This window comes from Gordonia sesuvii (assembly GCF_036350415.1).
In the GTDB taxonomy this organism is placed as follows: Bacteria; Actinomycetota; Actinomycetes; order Mycobacteriales; family Mycobacteriaceae; genus Gordonia; species Gordonia sesuvii.
This window is the reverse complement of the sequence record NZ_JAZDUF010000001.1, coordinates 1,453,468-1,472,659: the sequence shown is the minus strand read 5'-3', so window position 1 is coordinate 1,472,659 and position 19,192 is coordinate 1,453,468. Positions and strand designations below refer to the sequence as shown.

Annotated in this window: 16 protein-coding genes; 9 read left to right on the top strand and 7 right to left on the bottom strand. The window is 67.9% G+C overall.

Annotation, left to right across the window (positions count from 1 at the left end; translation table 11 throughout):
• The first annotated feature begins 295 nt into the window (after nt 1–295).
• Nucleotides 296–976: a slipin family protein gene (locus tag VZC37_RS06720; protein ID WP_330431618.1), complete on the top strand. Its 681-nt coding sequence runs from the start codon at nt 296–298 to the stop codon at nt 974–976.
• 222 nt (nt 977–1,198) lie between these two features.
• Here VZC37_RS06720 and VZC37_RS06715 read toward each other — a convergent pair whose 3' ends face one another.
• Nucleotides 1,199–2,056 carry an alpha/beta fold hydrolase gene (locus VZC37_RS06715; RefSeq protein WP_330431616.1) on the bottom strand — a complete coding sequence of 286 codons (858 nt, stop codon included), beginning with the start codon at nt 2,054–2,056 and terminating at the stop codon, nt 1,199–1,201.
• Nucleotides 2,057–2,078: 22 nt separating this feature from the next.
• Nucleotides 2,079–2,393 (bottom strand): ArsR/SmtB family transcription factor, encoded by a 315-nt coding sequence (locus VZC37_RS06710; RefSeq protein ID WP_330431615.1) that lies wholly within the window; start codon nt 2,391–2,393, stop codon nt 2,079–2,081.
• A 124-nt stretch (nt 2,394–2,517) separates the two neighbouring features.
• On the opposite strand from VZC37_RS06710, the gene VZC37_RS06705 reads away from it, so the two are divergent.
• Genes VZC37_RS06705 through VZC37_RS06685 form a run of 5 tightly spaced genes read left to right on the top strand, consistent with a single transcriptional unit; the run spans nt 2,518 to nt 7,430 of the window.
• On the top strand, nt 2,518–4,128 hold the full coding sequence (locus VZC37_RS06705; protein WP_330431614.1) for an ABC transporter substrate-binding protein: 1,611 nt from the start codon (nt 2,518–2,520) through the stop codon (nt 4,126–4,128).
• A complete protein-coding gene (locus tag VZC37_RS06700; RefSeq protein WP_431309332.1) occupies nt 4,125–5,195 on the top strand; it encodes an ABC transporter permease in 1,071 nt (356 codons plus the stop codon). Before VZC37_RS06705 ends, VZC37_RS06700 begins: the two co-directional genes overlap by 4 nt.
• Complete coding sequence (locus tag VZC37_RS06695; RefSeq protein WP_330431613.1) at nt 5,192–6,040, top strand: ABC transporter permease; 849 nt, start codon at nt 5,192–5,194, stop codon at nt 6,038–6,040. Before VZC37_RS06700 ends, VZC37_RS06695 begins: the two co-directional genes overlap by 4 nt.
• Nucleotides 6,041–6,042: 2 nt before the next feature.
• Nucleotides 6,043–6,795 (top strand): ATP-binding cassette domain-containing protein, encoded by a 753-nt coding sequence (locus VZC37_RS06690; protein ID WP_431309354.1) that lies wholly within the window; start codon nt 6,043–6,045, stop codon nt 6,793–6,795.
• Entirely contained in the window at nt 6,792–7,430 is a 639-nt protein-coding gene (locus tag VZC37_RS06685) for an ATP-binding cassette domain-containing protein (protein ID WP_330431611.1), read from the top strand. Before VZC37_RS06690 ends, VZC37_RS06685 begins: the two co-directional genes overlap by 4 nt.
• Nucleotides 7,431–7,609: 179 nt before the next feature.
• Here the strand turns inward: VZC37_RS06685 and VZC37_RS06680 are convergent, their stop codons facing one another.
• Together VZC37_RS06680 and VZC37_RS06675 are read right to left on the bottom strand one after the other, a co-directional pair.
• Complete coding sequence (locus tag VZC37_RS06680) at nt 7,610–8,566, bottom strand: R2-like ligand-binding oxidase (RefSeq protein WP_330431735.1); 957 nt, start codon at nt 8,564–8,566, stop codon at nt 7,610–7,612.
• Nucleotides 8,567–8,718: 152 nt separating this feature from the next.
• Complete coding sequence (locus tag VZC37_RS06675) at nt 8,719–10,773, bottom strand: MMPL family transporter (protein WP_330431610.1); 2,055 nt, start codon at nt 10,771–10,773, stop codon at nt 8,719–8,721.
• Between the two features lie 362 nt (nt 10,774–11,135).
• On the opposite strand from VZC37_RS06675, the gene VZC37_RS06670 reads away from it, so the two are divergent.
• Nucleotides 11,136–12,263 carry an NDMA-dependent alcohol dehydrogenase gene (locus VZC37_RS06670; protein WP_330431609.1) on the top strand — a complete coding sequence of 376 codons (1,128 nt, stop codon included), beginning with the start codon at nt 11,136–11,138 and terminating at the stop codon, nt 12,261–12,263.
• Nucleotides 12,264–12,510: 247 nt separating this feature from the next.
• Here VZC37_RS06670 and VZC37_RS06665 read toward each other — a convergent pair whose 3' ends face one another.
• Together VZC37_RS06665 and VZC37_RS06660 are read right to left on the bottom strand one after the other, a co-directional pair.
• Nucleotides 12,511–12,978, bottom strand: a complete 468-nt coding sequence (locus tag VZC37_RS06665) for an ion channel (protein ID WP_330431734.1) — start codon at nt 12,976–12,978, stop codon at nt 12,511–12,513.
• Between the two features lie 68 nt (nt 12,979–13,046).
• Nucleotides 13,047–15,035, bottom strand: a complete 1,989-nt coding sequence (locus VZC37_RS06660; RefSeq protein ID WP_330431608.1) for a M13 family metallopeptidase — start codon at nt 15,033–15,035, stop codon at nt 13,047–13,049.
• 57 nt (nt 15,036–15,092) lie between these two features.
• Between VZC37_RS06660 and VZC37_RS06655 the strand changes: the two genes are divergently transcribed.
• Nucleotides 15,093–16,535 carry a dihydrolipoyl dehydrogenase family protein gene (locus tag VZC37_RS06655; protein WP_330431607.1) on the top strand — a complete coding sequence of 481 codons (1,443 nt, stop codon included), beginning with the start codon at nt 15,093–15,095 and terminating at the stop codon, nt 16,533–16,535.
• A gap of 61 nt (nt 16,536–16,596) precedes the next feature.
• Here the strand turns inward: VZC37_RS06655 and VZC37_RS06650 are convergent, their stop codons facing one another.
• Nucleotides 16,597–17,343, bottom strand: a complete 747-nt coding sequence (locus VZC37_RS06650; protein ID WP_330431606.1) for a pirin family protein — start codon at nt 17,341–17,343, stop codon at nt 16,597–16,599.
• A gap of 150 nt (nt 17,344–17,493) precedes the next feature.
• Here VZC37_RS06650 and VZC37_RS06645 point away from each other — a divergent pair, with 150 nt between their 5' ends.
• Nucleotides 17,494–19,137: an NTF2-like N-terminal transpeptidase domain-containing protein gene (locus VZC37_RS06645; RefSeq protein WP_330431605.1), complete on the top strand. Its 1,644-nt coding sequence runs from the start codon at nt 17,494–17,496 to the stop codon at nt 19,135–19,137.
• Nucleotides 19,138–19,192: the final 55 nt, after the last annotated feature.

The window sequence follows — 19,192 nt, the reverse complement described above, 5'->3', positions numbered from 1 at the left end:
GGGAGCAGACGGAGCGGGGTACCGTGAACCGTTTCTGCGCGTTGGACTCTGGCGCTCCCTCTGAGATGGCACAAGGGCTGCTAACCCTCGAGGTTCGACTCCTCACCGTGGCGTCGCCCCCGGGGCCAACGGACCGAACGGTTATGCGGTCGTCGTCGAACGTTGACGGATGACCCCACCGGTCGGCCGACCCGCGGGCGACGTCCAGTCAACGGGTGACGACTCGCAACTCCAACTGCAATGACAACCGAAAACCGATGACATGCCGTGCAACACAACGGAAAGGAGGCCCGCCATGTCACTGTTCGCCCGCGTGACCGTCGATCCCGGTCACGCCGTCCTCGAGTACCGAGAGGGAAAGCTCGCCCGGGTACTCCGTCCGGGTGTGTACTCGCAGCGCTCCGACGCGGGCTATGTCGATGTCGACCTGCGTGAGCGTCTGGTGCCGGTGGCGCCGCAGGAAGTGCTCACCTCGGATGCGATGTCGATCCGGGTGTCGATGAGCATCCGACTCGCGGTCGTGGACCCGGTCGCGTTCAGCGAGCTTGCTGCGGAGCCGATCTCGATCGTCTACGTGGCTACGCAGATCGCGTTGCGTCAGGTCTGCGCGTCGGTGTCGGCCGATGACCTGATCGGTCGTGGTGACGCGCTGGACACCGCACCGGTCCGTGCGGCTGCGGTCGACGCCGGTGCCGCCCTCGGCATCGACGTCCGCGACGTCGTCGTCAAGGACGTCATCGTGCCGTCCGAGGTGCGTTCGGCAGCAATCGAAGTGGTCACCGCCAAGGCGCGCGGCCAGGCCAAGTTGGAGGCCGCACGCGCGGAGACCGCAGCATTGCGTGCGCTGGCGAACGCCGGTCGGCTGCTCGACGCGCACCCCGCGTTGGCGCAGCTGCGGCTGGTGCAGGCGGTTCCGTACGGCTCGCGGGTCGTGCTGTCGGTTGACGGTGCCGAGGTGCCGTCCGACGCCGAGTAGGTGGGCGCGTATCGAGGCTGCTTGCGTGGTCTCGATACGCGCCTCGCCTAGCGGCTCGGCGCTACTCGACCAGCGAAAAGGGTTTGCGGCTCGCCGCTACTCGACCGGCGGAATGGGTTGCGGCTCGGCGCTGGTCGACCAGCGAAAAGGGTTGCGGCTCGGCGCTGGTCGACCGGCGGAATGGGTTGCGGCGAGAGGTGTTGCGGGCTACTTGACCGGTAGTCAGCGCAGCAGGAACGCGCGCACCGCCGACTCGAACGCCTCCTTGGCCTCGATCATCACCCAGTGCCCGCACTTGGGGAACACGTGCAGCTCGGCGTCGGGGATGAGGCGCATCGGCACCATCGCCATGTCGGGTGGGCTCACCCGGTCGTCGCGGCCCCAGGTGAGCAGCGTCGGGCAGGCGACCTTGTGCATCATCGCCCAGTAGGGCGGTGTGTCCGACGCTGCCATGAACTGCTGTTGCATCTCGAAAGCGGCTGAGCCGTACATCATCTGCGCGGTCTTCTGCGCATCCGGATGAATGGCGGCGGCCCAACGTTCCTCGATCAGCTCGTCCGTGACGAGCTTCTTGTCATAGACCATAGAGTTCAGCCAGCGAACGAGCTTGTCCCGATCGGGGTCGTCGGTGAACTCCTGCAACAACTTCAAGCCCTCGCTCGGGCTGGAGCTGAACACATTCGGTCCGACTCCGCCGATGGTCACCAGCTTCTCGACGCGGTCGGGCTTCTTGATTGCGAGGTTGACGCCGACGACACCGCCCATGGAGTTGCCGATCATCGCGGCCGAGTCGATGCCCAGGGCATCCATGAACCGGATCACCGACGACCCCGCCGACAGCACCGGATGACCTTCCACCGGATCGCTGACGCCGAAGCCGGGGAACTCCAGCACGTAGCAGTGATGGGTCTCGGCGAAGTGTCCGAGGTTGCCGCGGTAGTTGCGCCACCCGGTGACGCCCGGGCCGGAACCGTGCAGCAGGATCAGCGGTGGCGCGGCCGGGTCGCCGGCTTCGTGGTAGCGCAGGGTGCCCTGGTCGGTGGTCAGTTCGCGTCTGATCGCGTCGTATGAGACATCCACGCCTGCCAGATTAGAACGTGTTCTAGTCGGCTGTCACCGGGTGTGTCCCATCGGCATGCGCGACGCCGACGATGTCGTGCAGGATTCGGTGCACGATCGCGTCGTGCACCACCTCGTACAGGACGGTCCGACCGCATTTCTCGGCGTGCACCCAGCCGAGGTCACGCAGTGCGCGCAACGATTGCGACGCGGCATTCTCGGTGATCTCGGCACGCTGCGCGAGATCGGCGACCGACGACCTCGGATGCTGGTGGATGTCGATCACCAGCCGCAGCCGGGTGGCGTCGCTGAGCACCGCGAACCGCGCAGCCCACGAATCGACGTCCAGATCGCGCATCCCACACCTCCGCTGTTTCTCCCGGCTTCCATCGTGGTCTACGGTTCGACATGCGGCAAATATGTGTGTGAGAGAACATATGTCAGTACACACATGTGTGAGTGCGTTGTGGCGAGAGGCGAGGATGCGGACGAGGAACTGGCTGACCCCGACGGCTGTCGCGGTGGCGGTCGCGACGACGATCGCGGGATGCGGTTCCGGCGGCTCCAACAGCGGTGACGCGGTGGCATCGGGCACCGTCGTGCTCGGGGAGAGTCAGGAACTCGGCGAGTTCAACCCGATGCTGGGCTACGGCCAGCTGGGGGTGTCGCCGATCTACGACGGTCTGCTCATCCCCGCCGGCGACGGGGACTCCCGGGTCCCCGACTTCCTACCAGCACTCGCCGCCGAGCAGCCACAGCCGGTGGGTGAGCGACTGTGGCGCCTACCGCTCAAATCCGACGTCACCTTCTCCGACGGCACCACCTTCGACTCGACCGACGTCGTCGCCACGTATCGGGCCGTCCGGGACCCCGCAGTCGCCTCCGACATCTCGACGGCGTTCGCGCCGATCGTGGAGATCACGGCCGACGGTCCCACGGCCGTGACCGTGCGGATGAACACCGACGCCGACCCGTCTCCCTATCTGCTTCTCGGGATCGTGCCCTCGGAGAAGGTCGAATCCGCACCGGCGGCCGACTGGGCGCTGAACACCGAGCCGGTCGGGACGGGCGCCTACGAGCTGGAATCGCTCGACCCGGACCAGGCGGTGCTGGTCGCCCGCGACGACTACTGGGATGCAGCGCCGCAGGTCACCCGACTGGTCTACACCTATGTGCCCGACGACAACACCCGGGCGCAGCGGATCTCCGCGGACGAGATCGACGGGGCGAATCTGCCGCCGCGACTGGCCGGCAGCCTCGAGAACCGACCCGGGGTCGAGGTGGTCGCCGTGAAATCCGCGGACTGGCGCGGGGTGTCGCTGCCCTCGACCAACGCCTTCACCAACGATGTCGCGGCGCGGCGCGCGATGAACCTCGGCATCGATCGCGACGCGGTGGTGCGCGACGTGCTCAGTGGCCGCGGCGAGAAGGCGAGCACCCCGATCGCCACGGTCTACGGCGACGCCTACAACCCTGATGCGCAGTTCTCGTTCGACGTCGCGCAGGCGAACCGAATCCTCGACGAGGCGGGGTGGCGGCCCGGACCGGATGGCGTGCGGGTCCGGGGCGCGGACCGTGCGTCGTTCGGCCTGCTCTACAACGCGGAGGACACGTTGCGCCGCGACCTCGCCGTCGCATTCGCCACCGCGATGCAGCCGCTGGGTATCGAGGTCAACGCGCGGGGTACGAGCTGGGATGAGATCGACACCCGGCTGAACTCCGACGCCGTGCTGCTCGGCGGAGGGTCCACGCCGTACAGCATCGATTCGCAGGTGTACGACACCCTGCACACCCGGGTGCCGGATTCCTCGCCGTACTCGAACCCGGGCAATCACACCGCGCCCGGCCTCGACGCCCTGCTCGACGAGGCGCGGCAGAGTGCGCCCGGCCCGGCGAACGACGCCCGCTACCGACAGATCCAGACGGTGTACGAGTCTGCACCGTCGGCGGTCTTCCTGGCCTTCCTGCATCACACGTACGCCGCGCGTAGCGACGGATGGAGCTACGACGCGCCGATACTCGAGCCGCATTCGCACGGGGTCTCATGGGGTCCGTGGTGGAACATGCCGTCCTGGCGGAGTGACGCGTCATGACCCTCGCTCGGCCGACAGCCGCGACCGATGCCCGGTCCATCGACGACGGGGCAGCGGTCACGCCTCGGCCGAGCGCCCGACGTCGTCGTGAACGGCTGCGCGCCGTCGGGCGGCTCTTGTTCCGTCGTCTCATGGTGGCCATCCCCACGACGATCCTCGTGTCGATCGGCATCTTCGCGCTCGCCGCGATGTCGCCGTTCGAGCCACTCGCCGCTCACCTCGGGGACAACTACCAGTCGGCGACCCAGGCGCAGCGCGACGCGGTGACCGAGGCGTACAACCTGGATCAGCACTGGTTCACGGCGTGGCTGAGCTGGTGGGGGCACCTGCTCACCGGCGATCTCGGCTGGTCGTCGACGCGCAGTCAGCCGGTCGCCGACGTCATCGCCGAACGTCTCCCGTTCACCCTCGGCATGGCTGCTGCGGCGTTGGCCGCCGCAACCGTGATCGCCGTCGTCGTGGGTGCCGTGATCGGCATGCGCCGCGGCGGCTTCCTGGATCGCGCGGTCACGGCGCTGGCGGCGACCCTGGTCGCCGTGCCGCCGTTCGTCATCTCGTTGCTGCTGGTGAGTGTCCTCGCCGTGTCGCTGGGCCTGTTCCCGACATCGGGAGCGCGTCGACCCGGTGACCCCTACACCGTCGACGGCATCCTCAGCCACGCCGTGCTGCCGTTCATCGCGCTGACATTGTCGATGATCCCGTGGCTGCTGCTCACTATGCGGGCCGCAGTCGTCGAGGCGGTGGCGTCGGACGCGGTGCGTGCGGCGCGCGCCCGGGGGATCGGCGGCTGGGCGTTGCTGCGTGGGCATGTCGCACCCGTCTCGGTGTTGCCCACGCTGGCGCTGCTGGGAACGCGGCTGCCCGAACTGATCGCCGGCGCCGCGATCGTCGAAACCGTCTTCGGCTGGCCGGGGCTCGCCCAGTCGCTGGTCGATTCTGCTGTCGCACTGGACTTCTCGCTGCTGGCCGCCCTGGCAGTCGGGTCGGCGGTGCTCGTGCTGCTGGGGTCTGCGCTGTCCGACGCGGCGGCGGTATGGATCGATCCGCGCGTCAGGATGACGGCGTGACCGCGACAACCGCTGCGCCGCAGGGGAACTGGACGCTGCGGGCGCGGCTGCTGGCGCCTTGGGTGGTGCTCGGCGTGGTGGCCGTGATCGCGATCGGGTGGCCGTTGCTGGCCGGTGACCAATCCGCGGACTTCTCGGAATCGCTGCTCGCGCCGGGCGGACAGTTCCTCCTCGGTTCCGACCATTCGGGCTACGACCTCGGGGTCCGAACGGCCCAGGGACTGCAGATATCCCTGCTCATTGCCGCGGTGTGCGCGGTGGTGGCGACCGTGCTCGGCGTGGTCATCGGGGTGGGGTCGGTGACCGTCGGGGGATGGTTCGACGCCATCGTCATGCGGGTCGTTGACGGGGTGAACGCGTTGCCGCACCTGGTGATCGGCGTGGTGATCGCGGCGATGTGGCGCGGCGAACCGGTCGCCATCGTCGCGTCCATCGCGCTCACCCACTGGCCTGCGGTGGCCCGCGTGGTACGCGCCGAACTGTTGGACAACACGTCTGCGGGCTGGATCGAATCCGCGCGGCTCGCCGGGGCGTCGCGGTGGTTCATCGCGCGCCGGCACCTCCTGCCCGCGGTGACCGGCCAGGCACTCGTCGCGATGACAGTGCTGCTGCCACATGCGGTCTGGCACGAGACGACGCTGTCGTTCCTCGGTGTCGGACTGTCGCCGAACGAGGCGAGTCTCGGCACGCTGCTCGGCCAGGCGCGCGGCGACATCCTTTCTGGAGCCTGGTGGACGCTCGTGGTGCCGGGCGTCGCCCTGATCATCACCGCGCTCGCATTCGCCGCCGCGGCCGCATCATTGCGCCGGACCATCCTTCCCCCGACCGGGGAGGTGTGGCGATGACCGTGCGGGCAGCCGTGCAGGAACTGACCGTCGACGTCTCGTCCCGCCGCCGCTGGGACCACGTCGACGTCCGGGTGCTGCACGACGTCAGCCTCCGGCTCGTCGGCGGACAGATGACCGCCCTGGTCGGGGAGTCCGGATGCGGGAAGTCGATGGTCGCGTCGGCGCTCACCGGACTGCTGCCGCCCGGCGCGCGCACCGGCGGCGCGGTCATCGTCGACGGCGTCGAGTTGGGCCCCGACGATCCGCGCTGGTCGGCGGTACGTGGCCACCGTGTCGGGCTGGTGCCGCAGTCGCCCGCCACGTCCTTCACTCCGGTGCGCACCGTCGGATCGCAGCTCGACGAGGTCGTCCGCACGCTGGACGGCACGCGCTCGAGCGCCGAACTGGGCGCGGCGGTGCGGTTGGAACCCGGAGCGCTGGACCTCTACCCGCACGAACTGTCCGGTGGGATGGCGCAGCGCGCGGCGCTCGCGGCCGCGCTGGCCGGGGACCCGGCGGTCATCATCGCCGACGAGCCGACGTCCGCGCTCGACCGCGAACTCGCCGGCGCGGCATGGGAACTGCTCGCCTCCGCCGCACGCGACGGCGCGGCCGTGCTGGTGATCACGCACGACATCGACGCCTTGTCCGACGGTGGCTGCGATGCGGTCGCGGTGATGCGGGCCGGCCGGGTCGTCACGCAGGGTTCACCCGAGGAAATGCTCGGATCGTCGGATGCGTATGTCGGCGGACTCTTCGAGCCGGTGTCATGAGCGTGTCGTTGCGCCGGCCGACCGCCGGGGTGATCACGGGAACCGGGCTGTCGGCGCAGTTCGGTGAGCGCGTCGTGTTCAGCGGCGTCGACGTGGTGGTCGAGCCCGGCTCGATCACCGGCGTGCTCGGGCCGTCGGGCAGCGGTAAGACGACCCTGCTGCGGGTGCTGGCCGGCCTGGCGACCCCAAGCGCCGGCACGCTGGTTCGCCCAGAACTGCGGGCGGGCGCGATCGGACTTCTCGCGCAGATCCCGCGGCAGGTGACCAACCCGCGATGGACATTGCGCCGGATCATCGCGGAACCGTCGGCGATCCGCCGGAGGCCCTGTGACACCGAGGCCATCGCCGCACGCGTCGGACTCGCCCCCGACCTGCTCGATCGGTTTCCGTCGCAGGTCAGCGATGGTCAGCTCCAGCGTGCGTGTTCCGGCCGCCTGCTGGTCCAGCAGCCACGGTTCGTGTTCTGCGACGAGCCGACCTCGATGCTCGATCCGGTGTCGGCGCGGGCCGTGGTCGAGATCCTGCAACGGCTCGTCGACGACGGCGTGGGCATGATGCTGGTGAGTCACAACCGGCGGCTGGTGGGGGCGCGGAGTGATCGGATCGTCGCGTTGGGGGCCAGCCCCGGAGCCTGAGGAGCGTGCGTCACCCCCCCAAAGCCTGAGGAGCGCGCGTCACCCCGATGCCTGAGGAGCGTGCGAGGTACGAGCGCGCGTCACGAAGGCGGCCTTCGTGACGCTTCCTCGCAGGCTCGGAGGCTCCTCAGGCATCGGGGGTGACGCTCGCAGGCTCGGAAGCTCCTCAGGCATCGGGGTCAGGCGCCCATCGCCGCGGCGTCCTCCTCGCCGAACCGCTCCTCGAGGGACTCCGGTGAGTAGTCGAGGTCGATCTCGGCGACGGGGCGGCCGCGGGCCGACTCGATGGCGCTGAGTCGTCGTTGACCGCGGTCGGCGGCGTAGGCGATGAACTCGTTGTTGTCGAGGCCGAAGGGCTGTTCGTCGAACTGCTCGTTCACCCAGTTGATCATTCCCAGCGCCAGGGGCATCAGTTCCTCCATGCGGCCCGTCACGACCTCCCAGAGGGAATCGTCGGCGGCGACGTGGCGGCGGCAGGTGAACGTGCCCCACGCCATGTGCCGCCGCTCGTCGTCGCCGATGAATTTGATGAGGCGCTGCATACCGGGGAAGATCCCGTGCTGCGTGCACACCTTCTGCCAGGCGTAGTACCCGGTCAGCGCGAGGCTGCCCTCGATGACGTGGTTGTATGTGACGCTGGCCCGGATCTGATTGCGCGGCGACGGGTCGGTGTTCAAGGCGTTCAGCGACGACGGCAACTCGTCGTAGAACAGCTGCCGGTAGTACGGGTTGTCGGCGACGTAGGACTGCAGGTCGCCGTCGAGGCCCACCGCATCCATCCACCGACGGAACACCTGGATGTGCTTGGCTTCCTCGAAGCAGAACTGCGTCAGGTACATCTCGTCGCCGAAGCGGCCTTCGGCGGCCATCGCATGCATGAACGGCTGAATGTCCTGGGTGACCGCTTCCTCGCCCGCGATGAACTGGCTGACGAGGTAGGTGGCGCTGCGGCGTTGTTCGTCGGTGATCTCGCCCCAGTCCTCGGCGTCACGGGAGAAGTCGATGGCGGCCGGATCCCAGAAGCGGCCATTGCCTTTGACGAACAGCCGCAACGGGAACGCATCCCAGTTGAGGCCGCCGCTGCGCAGCGACGCGAAGTCTTCACGTCCGTGCGCCTTGTGTTCGGCGAGAGTCATCGAGATCACCAGCTAACGATCGTTTGAATACGATGAATCGACGCTAGCCCGCGCGGTCACAGGGCGTGTTCGGATTCTCCGAACTCTCAGGTCGCTGTTTGGTCTCGGGCTCGCCAGATGTCCGCACTTCGCCGAGGCGGGCGGCGAAAACCTCAGCGGGACAACGAACTCGGCCACCACACCCGTTTGCCGACGTCGAGGGTCAGCGCGGGCACGAGCAGGGTGCGCACGATCAGGGTGTCGACCAGGACGCCGAATGCGACGAGGAAAGCGATCTGCACGAGGAACAACAACGGGATCACCGCGAGCGCGGCGAACGTCGCGGCCAGGACCACGCCGGCGGACGTGATGACACCGCCGGTCGCGGTCAGCCCGCGCAGCATCCCCTCGCGCGTGCCATGTGTCTTCGCTTCCTCGCGGGCGCGGGTCATCAGGAAGATGTTGTAGTCGATGCCGAGTGCGACAAGGAACACGAACGCGAACAGCGGGACCACCGGGTCGGCGCCGGCGAAGTCGAACGGTCCGTTGAAGAGCAACGCGCCGACGCCGATCGTCGCGGCGAACGACACCACGGTCGTCGCCAGCAACATCACCGGCGCCGCGATGCTGCGCAGCAGCAGCATCAGCACCGCGAGGACCACCACCAGAACGATGGGGATGATGAGGTTGCGGTCGTGGACGGCGGTGGTGCGGGTGTCCAGATCGATCGCGGTGGTACCGCCGACGAGCGCGTCGGCATCGTCGATGGGATGCACCGCGTCGCGGATGCGCACCACGGTGTCCTGCGCGGCGAGCGAGTCGGCGGTGTCGGTGAGGGTGGCCTGGACCGCCACCTTGCCGTCGACGACGACGGGTGCCCCGCCCTCTTGGACCAACTCGGCCGAGGCGACGCCGTCGACGCCACGCACCGTGTCCAGGACGGCCTGTCCCTGCGGCTGGTCGGCGATCACCCAGGTCGGCGAACCGCTGCCGGCGTCGAAGTGCTCGGCCTGGATTTCGGCGCCCTCGACCGAGTCGACCGAGGTGAGGAAGTAGTCGGTCTGCGCGATGCCGTCGGACTTGAACATCGGCGCAAACGCGGCGCCGATCAGCAGGACGACGAGCGTGGTGATCCAGATGGTGCGCGGCCGCGCGGCGACGCGGTCGGCGATGCCCGCCCAGAGGCGGTGGGTGCTGCCCGGTTCGGAGGACTCGGTGTGTTTGGGGCGCAGCGGCCAGAACGCGGTGCGACCCAGCAGGGCGAGTGCTGCGGGCAGGAACGTCATCGACGCGACGAAGCTGGTGGCGATGCCGATCGCGGCGACCGGCCCGAGGCTGCGATTGGAGTTGAGGTCGGAGAACAGCAGGCACAGCACACCGAGGATGACGGTGCCGGCGGACGCCGAGATCGGTTCGATGGTCGCCCGCCAGGCGGATCGGACGGCCGCGTACTTGTCGTCGGTGCGCGTCAACTCCTCACGGAAGCGCGACACCAACAGCAGTGCGTAGTCGGTGGCCGCGCCGAAGACGAGGATGAACAGGATGCCCTGGCTCTGGCCGTTGAGTTCGAGGACGTCGTTGGACGCGAGGAGATAGACCAGGCCCGAGGCGAGTCCGAGCGCGAAGATCGCCGAGATGATCACCACGATCGGCAGGATCGGACTGCGGTAGACGACGATCAGGATCAGGATCACCACCGATCCGGCCACCAGCAGCAGCAATCCGTCGATGCCGCCGAAGGCCTCCCCGAGGTCGGCGATCTGACCGGCCGGTCCGGTGACCTTGACGGTCAGCCCGTCCGGTGGGGATTCCAAAGCCTCACGCAGCTTCTCCACATGGTCGGCGGGTTCACCCTCCGCCGAGATGGGGACGAACATCTGCGCCGCCTGGCCGTCGGTCGACGGGACCGGCGGGGAGAACGCCGGCCCGAATCCCTCGGTGCCGGCCAGCGGCGCAGCGGCCGTCGCGAGGAACTCCGTGTCGGCGGGGGTCAGGCCCGAGGTCCGCTCGGCGACGACGACCGCGGGCACCGTGTCGGAATCGGTGAACCCGCTCAGCATGTCGTTGACCTCGGTCGACTCCGCCGATGCCGGGAGGAACGCGCTGTTGTCATTGGTGGCGACAGAGGAGAGCTTCCCGGCATAGGGGCCGGTCACACCTCCGATGACGAGCCAACCGAGGAGCAGGAGCGCGGGGATCAACCAGCGGAGCCGGGGCGTGGTCGCCATGAGTTCCTGTCTACACGACCGGATTGTCGGCATTCTCGACGGCGTGGCCGGACCGGGAAGCCCGGCGACTGGCAACAATCAGCCGTGTGAGGGCCGTCCGAGGGCGTATTCCCCTCGGTGGTCTCCGAGGCGGCTGATCTTGGTCAGATGTCCAGCGTTCGGCGTGCGCCACGCGGTGGAAACCCTTGTTCCGGGCAGGGCAGGATCGGGCTGAACCACAACTCCCGATCTAACGATCGATAAGTTGGCCCAATTGCCCACCGCCGCAACGTGTGTAGGCGTTTCGTATGCGCGGTGATGCATATGCGGCGACGATGTCACCAGATCGCATATCGCCGTCCGAACGAAAGGGGTCATGCGGCATGAAGACCAAGGGAGCAATCCTCCGGAATCCGGGTGAGAAGTGGCAGATCGAGGAGTTCGACCTCGGCGATCCGGTCGCCGGTGAGGTCCAGGTCAAGCTCGTCAGTTCCGGCCTGTGCCACTCCGATCACCATCTGCGCACCGGTGACAGTCCGGCGCCGATGCCCGTCCTCGGCGGCCACGAGGGCGCCGGCATCGTGCACAAGGTCGGCCCCGGGGTCACCAACTTCAAGGAAGGCGACCACGTCGTCACGGCCTTCATCCCGGCGTGCGGGGTGTGCGAGCCGTGTTCGCGCGGGGACCAGAACATCTGCGACGAGGGGGCTCGGCTGCTGACCGGCCTGTCCATCGCCGACGACACCCACCGCGCCCACACCAGCGATGGGCTCGGGCTCGCGCAGATGTGTCTGCTCGGCACGTTCGCGCCGTACATCACGGTCAACCAGGCCTCGCTGATCAAGATCGAGGACGACATCCCGCTCCAGCAGGCGGCACTGCTCGGCTGCGGTGTCGCCACCGGCTGGGGCTCGGCCGTCGAGATCGGCGGCACCCACGCCGGTGACGTGGTGGTCGTGGTCGGCATCGGCGGCGTCGGCATCAACGCGGTGCAGGGTGCGGCGCAGGCCGGCGCGCGGATCGTCGCCGCTGTCGACCCGGTGCCGTTCAAGCGGCAGATGGCCGAGAAGCTGGGTGCCACCCACACCTTCGAATCGATGGAGGAAGCACTTCCGGTCATCGGCGAGATCAGCTGGGGCAAGATGGCCAACACCACGATCCTCACCGTCGGCGAGATCGACGGATCGATGATCCAGCCGGCGCTGTCGCTCACCGGCAAGGGCGGCCAGGTCGTGGTGGTCGGTATGGGCAACTTCGCGTCGATGGACGCGCAGATGAACCTGTTCGAGCTCACGTTGCTGCAGAAGCGTGTGCAGGGCGGGATCTTCGGTGGGGCCAGCCCGCGCACCCAGGTGCCGAACCTGCTCCAGGAGTACCGCGCAGGCAAGTTGAACCTGAGCGATCTGGTGACCAACACCTACCGGCTCGATCAGATCAACGAGGCCTACGACGACATGCTGGCGGGCAACAACATCCGCGGCATGATCGTTTACGGCGACGACGACTACTGATCGTTCGTCACTCCTCCCGAACCCTGAGGAGCGAGCGTTCCTTTCCCACGGTCCCTGAGGAGCGAGCTTGCGAGCGCGCCGCCCTGAGGAGCGAGCCTGCGAGCGTCTCGAAGGGTCACGAAGGGTGGCGACCCTTCGTGACGCTTCCTCGCAAGCTCGGAAGCTCCTCAGGGATCGGGGGTGACGTTCGCTCGGAAGCTCCTCAGGGATCGGGGGTGAGGGCTCCGAAGGGGTCGGGGGTGGGGTCTCAGCGCTTGACGCGTTCCGAGACAAGGACATTCAGGAAGCGGATGCCGAGACCGAGCAGGACCAGGGTGCTGACCATCTGGATGGACACCGCCACCCGGGCACCCTGGGATTCCGCGGTGATGTCACCGAAACCTGTTGTGGTGAACACCGTCAGGCAGAAATAGAGTGCGTCGACCCGGGTGAGGTGGTCGCTCATGCTGCCGTGGTCGTACTCGGAGAACAGGAAGTACACGGTCGCGAAGCCGACGATGTACAGCGCAGCGATCGCCACCAGCATCTCGATCGCCGTCGCCACCGGGTACGGCGACCGGATGAAATGGCGGATCTCCCAGGCGCAGAACGCGATCAGCAGCACCGCGCCGATGGTCAGGCCGACGAAATTGACCGAACTGGCCCGGTCGATCGGCAACAGGAAGTAGCCGAACAACAGGATCACCGTGGCCAGGATCGGCCGGATGATGGCCATCGCGACCTGCCGTCGACCGACGTTCCTGCGTGCCTCCGCCAGATCCCCGATGCCGGTCCCCACCTGCTCTACCAGATCCGTACGCGCTCGGATTCGTCCAGATAGAGGGCGTCGCCCGGCGTCACGTCGAACGCGTCGTAGAACGCATCCATGTTGCGGACCACGCCGTTGCACCGGAACTCCGGCGGCGAATGCGGGTCGATCGACAGGCGTCGGATCGCCTCGGCATCACGGGTTTTGGTGCGCCAGATCTGAGCCCAGCTGAAGAACACGCGCTGGTCGCCCGTCAGTCCGTCGATCGTCGGTACGGTCTCTCCTTCGGTCGCGAGCCGGTAGGCAACCAGCGCGATCGACAGACCGCCGAGGTCGCCGATGTTCTCACCAATCGTGAAATCGCCGTTGACCTTGTACTCCTCGTCGAGGCCCATCGGCGTGAAATCGCCGTACTGGTCGATGAGTTTGCGCGTCCGGGTGGAGAACTCGGTGCGATCCTCGTCCGTCCACCAGTCGACGAGGTTGCCGTCGCCGTCGTACTTGGCGCCCTGGTCGTCGAATCCGTGGCCGATCTCGTGTCCGATCACCGCGCCGATCCCGCCGTAGTTGGCGGCGTCGTCGGCCTCGGGGTCGAAGAACGGCGGCTGAAGAATGGCTGCCGGGAAGACGATCTCGTTCATGCCCGGGTTGTAATAGGCGTTCACCGTCTGCGGCGTCATGAACCACTCGTCGCGGTCCACCGGGCCACCGATCTTCGCGAACTCCCGGTCCTGTTCGAACGACGATGCGCGAGCGACATTTCCGATGAGGTCACCGCGGTCGACGGTCAGGGTTCCGTAGTCGCGCCAGCGCGCCGGGAAACCGATCTTGGGGGTGAACTTCTCGAGCTTGGCCAGCGCCTTCTCCCGGGTGGCCGGCGTCATCCACTCGAGTTCGGTGATGTTGCGACGGTAGGCGGCCACCAGGTTGTCGATCAACTCGTCCATCCGGGCCTTCGCCTCGGGGCCGAAGTGCTTGTCGACGTACAGTTTCCCGACCGCGAATCCCATGGCGTCCTCGACGAAGCCGACGCCGCGCTTCCACCGGTCCCGGATCGTCTCGGAGCCGGTCAGGGTGCGCCCGTAGAAGGCGAAGTTCTCGTCGACGAAGTCCGACGACAGGTACGGCGCCGCCGAGCGCAGCAACTTCCACGTCAGCCAGGTCTTCCAGTCGTCGAGCGGCCGCGACGCGATCAGCTCGCCGGCGCCGGTGACGAAGGACGGTTGCCCCACCACGATCTCGGCGAACGTGGTGTCCCCGGTGGTGCCGAGGCCACCCAGCCAGGACGACACGTCGAACGCACCCGCGGAGTCCGCGAAGTCGGCGAGTGTCTGCAGGTTGTAGGTGAGCTCGGCATCGCGCCGGCGGACGACGTCCCAGTGATGACCGGCGAGCGCGGTCTCCAGATCGAGGACCGTGCTGGCCCGGGTGTCGGCCTCGTCGAAGCCGGCGAGGGTGAACATCGCGCCGACATGGGCCACGTAGGCGTCACGGGTCTCGGCGTGCTTGTCCTCGCGATAGTAGGACTCGTCGGGCAGGCCGAGTCCGGACTGCACGACGTGCACCAGATAACGGTCGGACTGCTTGGCGTCGGTGTCGACGTAGAAGCCGAACAGGCCGCTGACACCGTGCCGCTGCAGGCGCCCGATGCGATGACTCAGATCGTCGGCGGAACTGATCGCCGCGATCTTGTCGAGCTCACCGCGGATCGGTCCGATGCCGAGGGCGTCGATGTGCGTGGTGTCCATGAACGAGGCGTACAGATCGCCGATCTTCTGGGCGTCGGAGCCACTGAGCGATTCGGCGTCGGCACATTCGGTGATGATGTCGCGGACGTTCTCCTCGGCCCGGTCGCGCAGCACGTGGAAGGCGCCGTCGAGCGGGCGGTCGTCGGGGATGACGTGGCTTTCCAGCCACTTGCCGTTGACATGGGCGAACAGGTCGTCCTGGACGCGGACGCCGTCGTCCACCCAGCTGAGATCGATACCGGAAATCTGTGGGGTGTCAGTCTGCGAAGCGGTCACCCGTACATCCTGTCATCGCGGCCCCGATTCGTCAGCCTGCTCACCTACCGTGGGGGTATGGACGGCGACTCGCAGACCAGCACCTACGACGTGGTCGTGATCGGCGGTGGTCCGGTCGGTGAGAACGCCGCGGACTACGCGATCCGGGGCAGCGACCGAACCGCGGTGATCATCGAACACGAACTCGTCGGCGGCGAGTGCTCGTACTGGGCGTGCATGCCCAGCAAGGGGCTGCTCGGGCCCGGGTCTGCGCTGGCTGCCGCGGCCGCGCTGCCCGGTGCCCGCGAGCGGCTCTCCGACACCGCTCCGGACCGGACGGGGGTGCTCGGGCGGCGTGATGAGATCACCGGCGGTCGCGACGACAGCTCGCAGGTCGAATGGGCGCGAAGCGCAGGCATCGACGTGATCCGCGGGCACGGACGAATCGTCGGTGAGCGGGAGGTGGCGGTGGACGAGCGCCGCATCGTCGCCCGGGAAGCGGTGGTGGTGGCGACGGGCAGTGTCGCGTCGATCCCGCCGATCGCCGGCCTGCGGGAGGCCCGGCCGTGGACGTCGCGAGACGCGACGAACCTCATCGACGTGCCGGATCGGATCGTGGTGCTCGGCGGCGGTGTGGTCGCCTGCGAGGCCGTCACCTGGCTGCTCGATCTCGGGGTGCGCGAACTGACGATGGTGGTCCGTGGCAACCGACTGTTGCCCAAGAACGAGCCCTTCGCCGGCGAGATGGTCGCGGACGCGCTCACCGCGCGTGGTGCCGACATCCGTTTCGGCACCGAGTTCGAGTCCGTCGAGCGGCCGGACGTGGCCGACACCGGGTACGGCCGTCTGCACGGCGGTCCCGCCCGGGTGACGCTGAGCGGCGGTGACGTCGTCGAGGTCGACGAGATCCTGGTGGCGGCGGGCCGCAAGCCGGCCACCCGCGAACTCGGCTTGAGCGGCATCGGTGTCGAGGAGTCCGGACCGCTGGGGGTCGATGATCACATGATCGTTCCCGGCCATCCGTGGCTCTACGCGGTCGGCGACGTGAACGGCCGGGTCGCGCTCACGCACATGGGGAAGTACCAGGCGCGGGTCGCCGGCGACGTGATCGCCGCGCGCGCCGAGGGACGTAACCTCGACAGCCCGCGGTACTCGGCATTCGCCGACCACGGCGCCGTGCCGCAGGTGGTGTTCACGCGCCCGGAGGTGGCCGCGGTCGGGGTGACCGAGGAGCAGGCCCGCGCCGACGGCATCGACGTGACGGTCGCCGACATGGACATCGCGGTCGCGGGCACATATCTGCTCGACCCCGACTACAGCGGGCACGCCAAGCTGGTGATCGACCGCGCGCGGGACGTCGTCGTCGGTGCGACGTTCGTGGGCGCCGGGACGGCAGAACTCGTGCACTCGGCGACCGTCGCGGTGGTCGGGGAGGTGCCCGTCGACCGGCTCTGGCATGCGGTTCCGTCGTATCCGACGGTCAGCGAGGTCTGGCTGCGGCTGCTGGAGTCGCTGCGCTGAGGTTCTCTCGACGTGATTCCGGATTCTGTCGGCGGGATTCGGGGTTCTGTCGGCGAGGGGCTCAGCCGAGCAGTTCGCGCAGGTCACGATCCATCACCCAGACGAGCACCTCGGCATTGTCACCGGCGGTCAGCCTCGCCCCACCCAGGTCGCCGCCGCGAACCGCGTCGCCCTCGCTCAGGGTCCGGTCCTCGATCCGCGCCGATCCCTGGGTGACGAAGAGGTGGGTGTGGCGACCGGCGGGCAGCTCGATGACGCTCGACGAGTCCAGTCGGGCGGCGTACATCGTGGCGGTCCGGTTGGCGATCCGGATGGCGGAGTCACGATGCGGATCCCCGGACGCGACCGGCACGAGACGTCCCGCCGTGAGCTCGTCGGTGATGTCGGCCGCGGCGTAGGACGGGGTCAGTCCCGCCTCGTCCGGCATGACCCACATCTGGACGAAACGCACCGGCACCGTGCCTGCGCCCGGCCGCTCCGACCAGGTGTCGTTGCGCTCGGAGTGCAGGACCCCGGTGCCTGCGCTCATCCGTTGTGCCAGACCGGGATAGACGATCCCCGAGTGTCCCTCCGAATCCCGATGAACCAGTGAGCCGGACGTGACCCAGGTGACGATTTCAGACTCGCGGTGCGGATGTGGGTCAAAGCCCTGTAACGGTGCGACCACATCATCGTTATTCACCAACAGAGACCCATGATTTGTGTTGGATGGATCGTAATGGTCGCCAAAGGAGAAGCTATGGCGGGACGTGAGCCAGTCGGTGGTCGTGACCGCACGGTCGACGGCCGGAATCACGGAGAAGTCCATACCCCAGTATGGGCAGCCCAGGGGGATGTGGCGCCGCCCACATCGCCTGCGGCGCCGGTGGATACCCGAGACCCGATCGTGACCGGTCGGATCCCCGAATGGAAGCGGACGACATCGAATTCCAGTGTTACGCGAGTGAAAATTGAGACTATGAAGATCTGGGTCAGGCGAGCGCCGAAGATGGCCTGTGCCGTGGCGACCTGCGGCCTCGTGGTGGCGATCAGTGCGTGTGGTGCCACCTCCGGTGAGAGCAAGGATGCGGCCGGTGCCGTCCGCGAGTTCGCGGCGGCGATGGAACGCCAGGACGCCGGTGGCGCCGCCAAGTTCACCACCGCGCCCGGTCAGGCCGGCGAGGCATTGACCGAGACCCTCCAGTCCATGGACGCCGAGCACGTCGACATGGAGGTGCAGAACCCGGTCCAGTACAGCGATGGCACGGCGTCGTTCGGGCTCACGACCACCTGGCGGTGGGATGAGGACCGGACGTTCGAGACCACGAGTTCGGGTACCGCCCGACATCTGTCGACGGGCTGGAAGATCACCTGGGATCCGTCGATCATCCATCCGGGCCTGCCCTACGGCGGGCAACTGCGGGAGATCCGCACGGATGCGTCACCGGCCCCGACGGTGAACAGCCGCTCGGGCAAGACGTTCATGTACCTGCAGCCGGTGAACGAGATCATCCTCGATCCGAACGAGACCAAGGACGTGCGGCGGTCGGTCCGAGCCCTGGCCCGCACCATCGAACCGATCGCCCCGCTGATCACCACCCAGGTCATCTCGGACAAGTTGGCCGAGGCGCCCGGTGAGGCGATCACCGCGGTGACCTTGCGTGACCCGGACATGGAGGTGCTGCGGTCCGATCCGGAGGCTGTTCCGGGTGTGGTCGTCCGCAAGGCCGGCATGTTGGTCACCAAGGACCGGCGGCTGTCCTCACCGCTGGAATCGGGCCTCACCAACTACTGGCAGGCGATCCGCAACGCCACCGCGGGTTGGCAGGTGCAGATGGTCGGCCCGGGGATCAAGCCCCGCAAACTGGCCGGCGAACAGGGCCCGCCCGGACCGGATGTGCAGACCACCGTCGACCAGAGCGTGCAGCTCACCCTCGGTGACGCCGCCGTCGAGGTCGGACAGCCGGCGACGATCATGGCTCTCGACGCGTCCACCGGCGCGATCCTGGCGATGGCCCGCAACAGCTATGCGGTCGATCGCGGCACCAATGTCGACACCGTGTATCCGGTCGGCACGACGCTGAACCCGGTGCTCACGGAGGTGGATCGGACCGCGAACGCCAATCAGGAGTCCAGCGACGCCGTCATGGACCGGCTCGGTCTCGGCGTGCAGTTCACCGTCCCGGGCGCCAGTGCACCGTCCCAGGATCAGCCGGGCGTGGCCACCGTGGACTTCCGCCCGGATGGCATCGGGATGTCGATGATGAACATGGGCGCCCTCGGCGTCGCCCTTGCCCGCAGCTCGATGGGCCAGATGACGTCGGTCGCGCCGTACATTGTCAAAGGTGTCTCGACGACGGTTGCGGGTGGACAGCTGGGCGAACTGGACGCCGCGACGACCGCACCGATCCTGCGGGCGATGACGACCGTGGCGAAAACCGGGGACGCGAGTGACCTCACCGGGGCGCCGGGTCTCAAGGCGCTCGTCGGCACCAACGGGCCGCAGGGACCCGGCTGGTTCCTCGGCCTGCAGGGCGGAAAGGTGATCGTCATCTACACCGAGGGCGACAGGTCCGGGACGGCGGCACTGCAGGTGGCGCAGAAGTACTTCCGGATCAAGTAACCCGTCCGTTCGTGCGGGTGGGTCATCGCGCACTCAACGAGCATCCGCGCGTGAA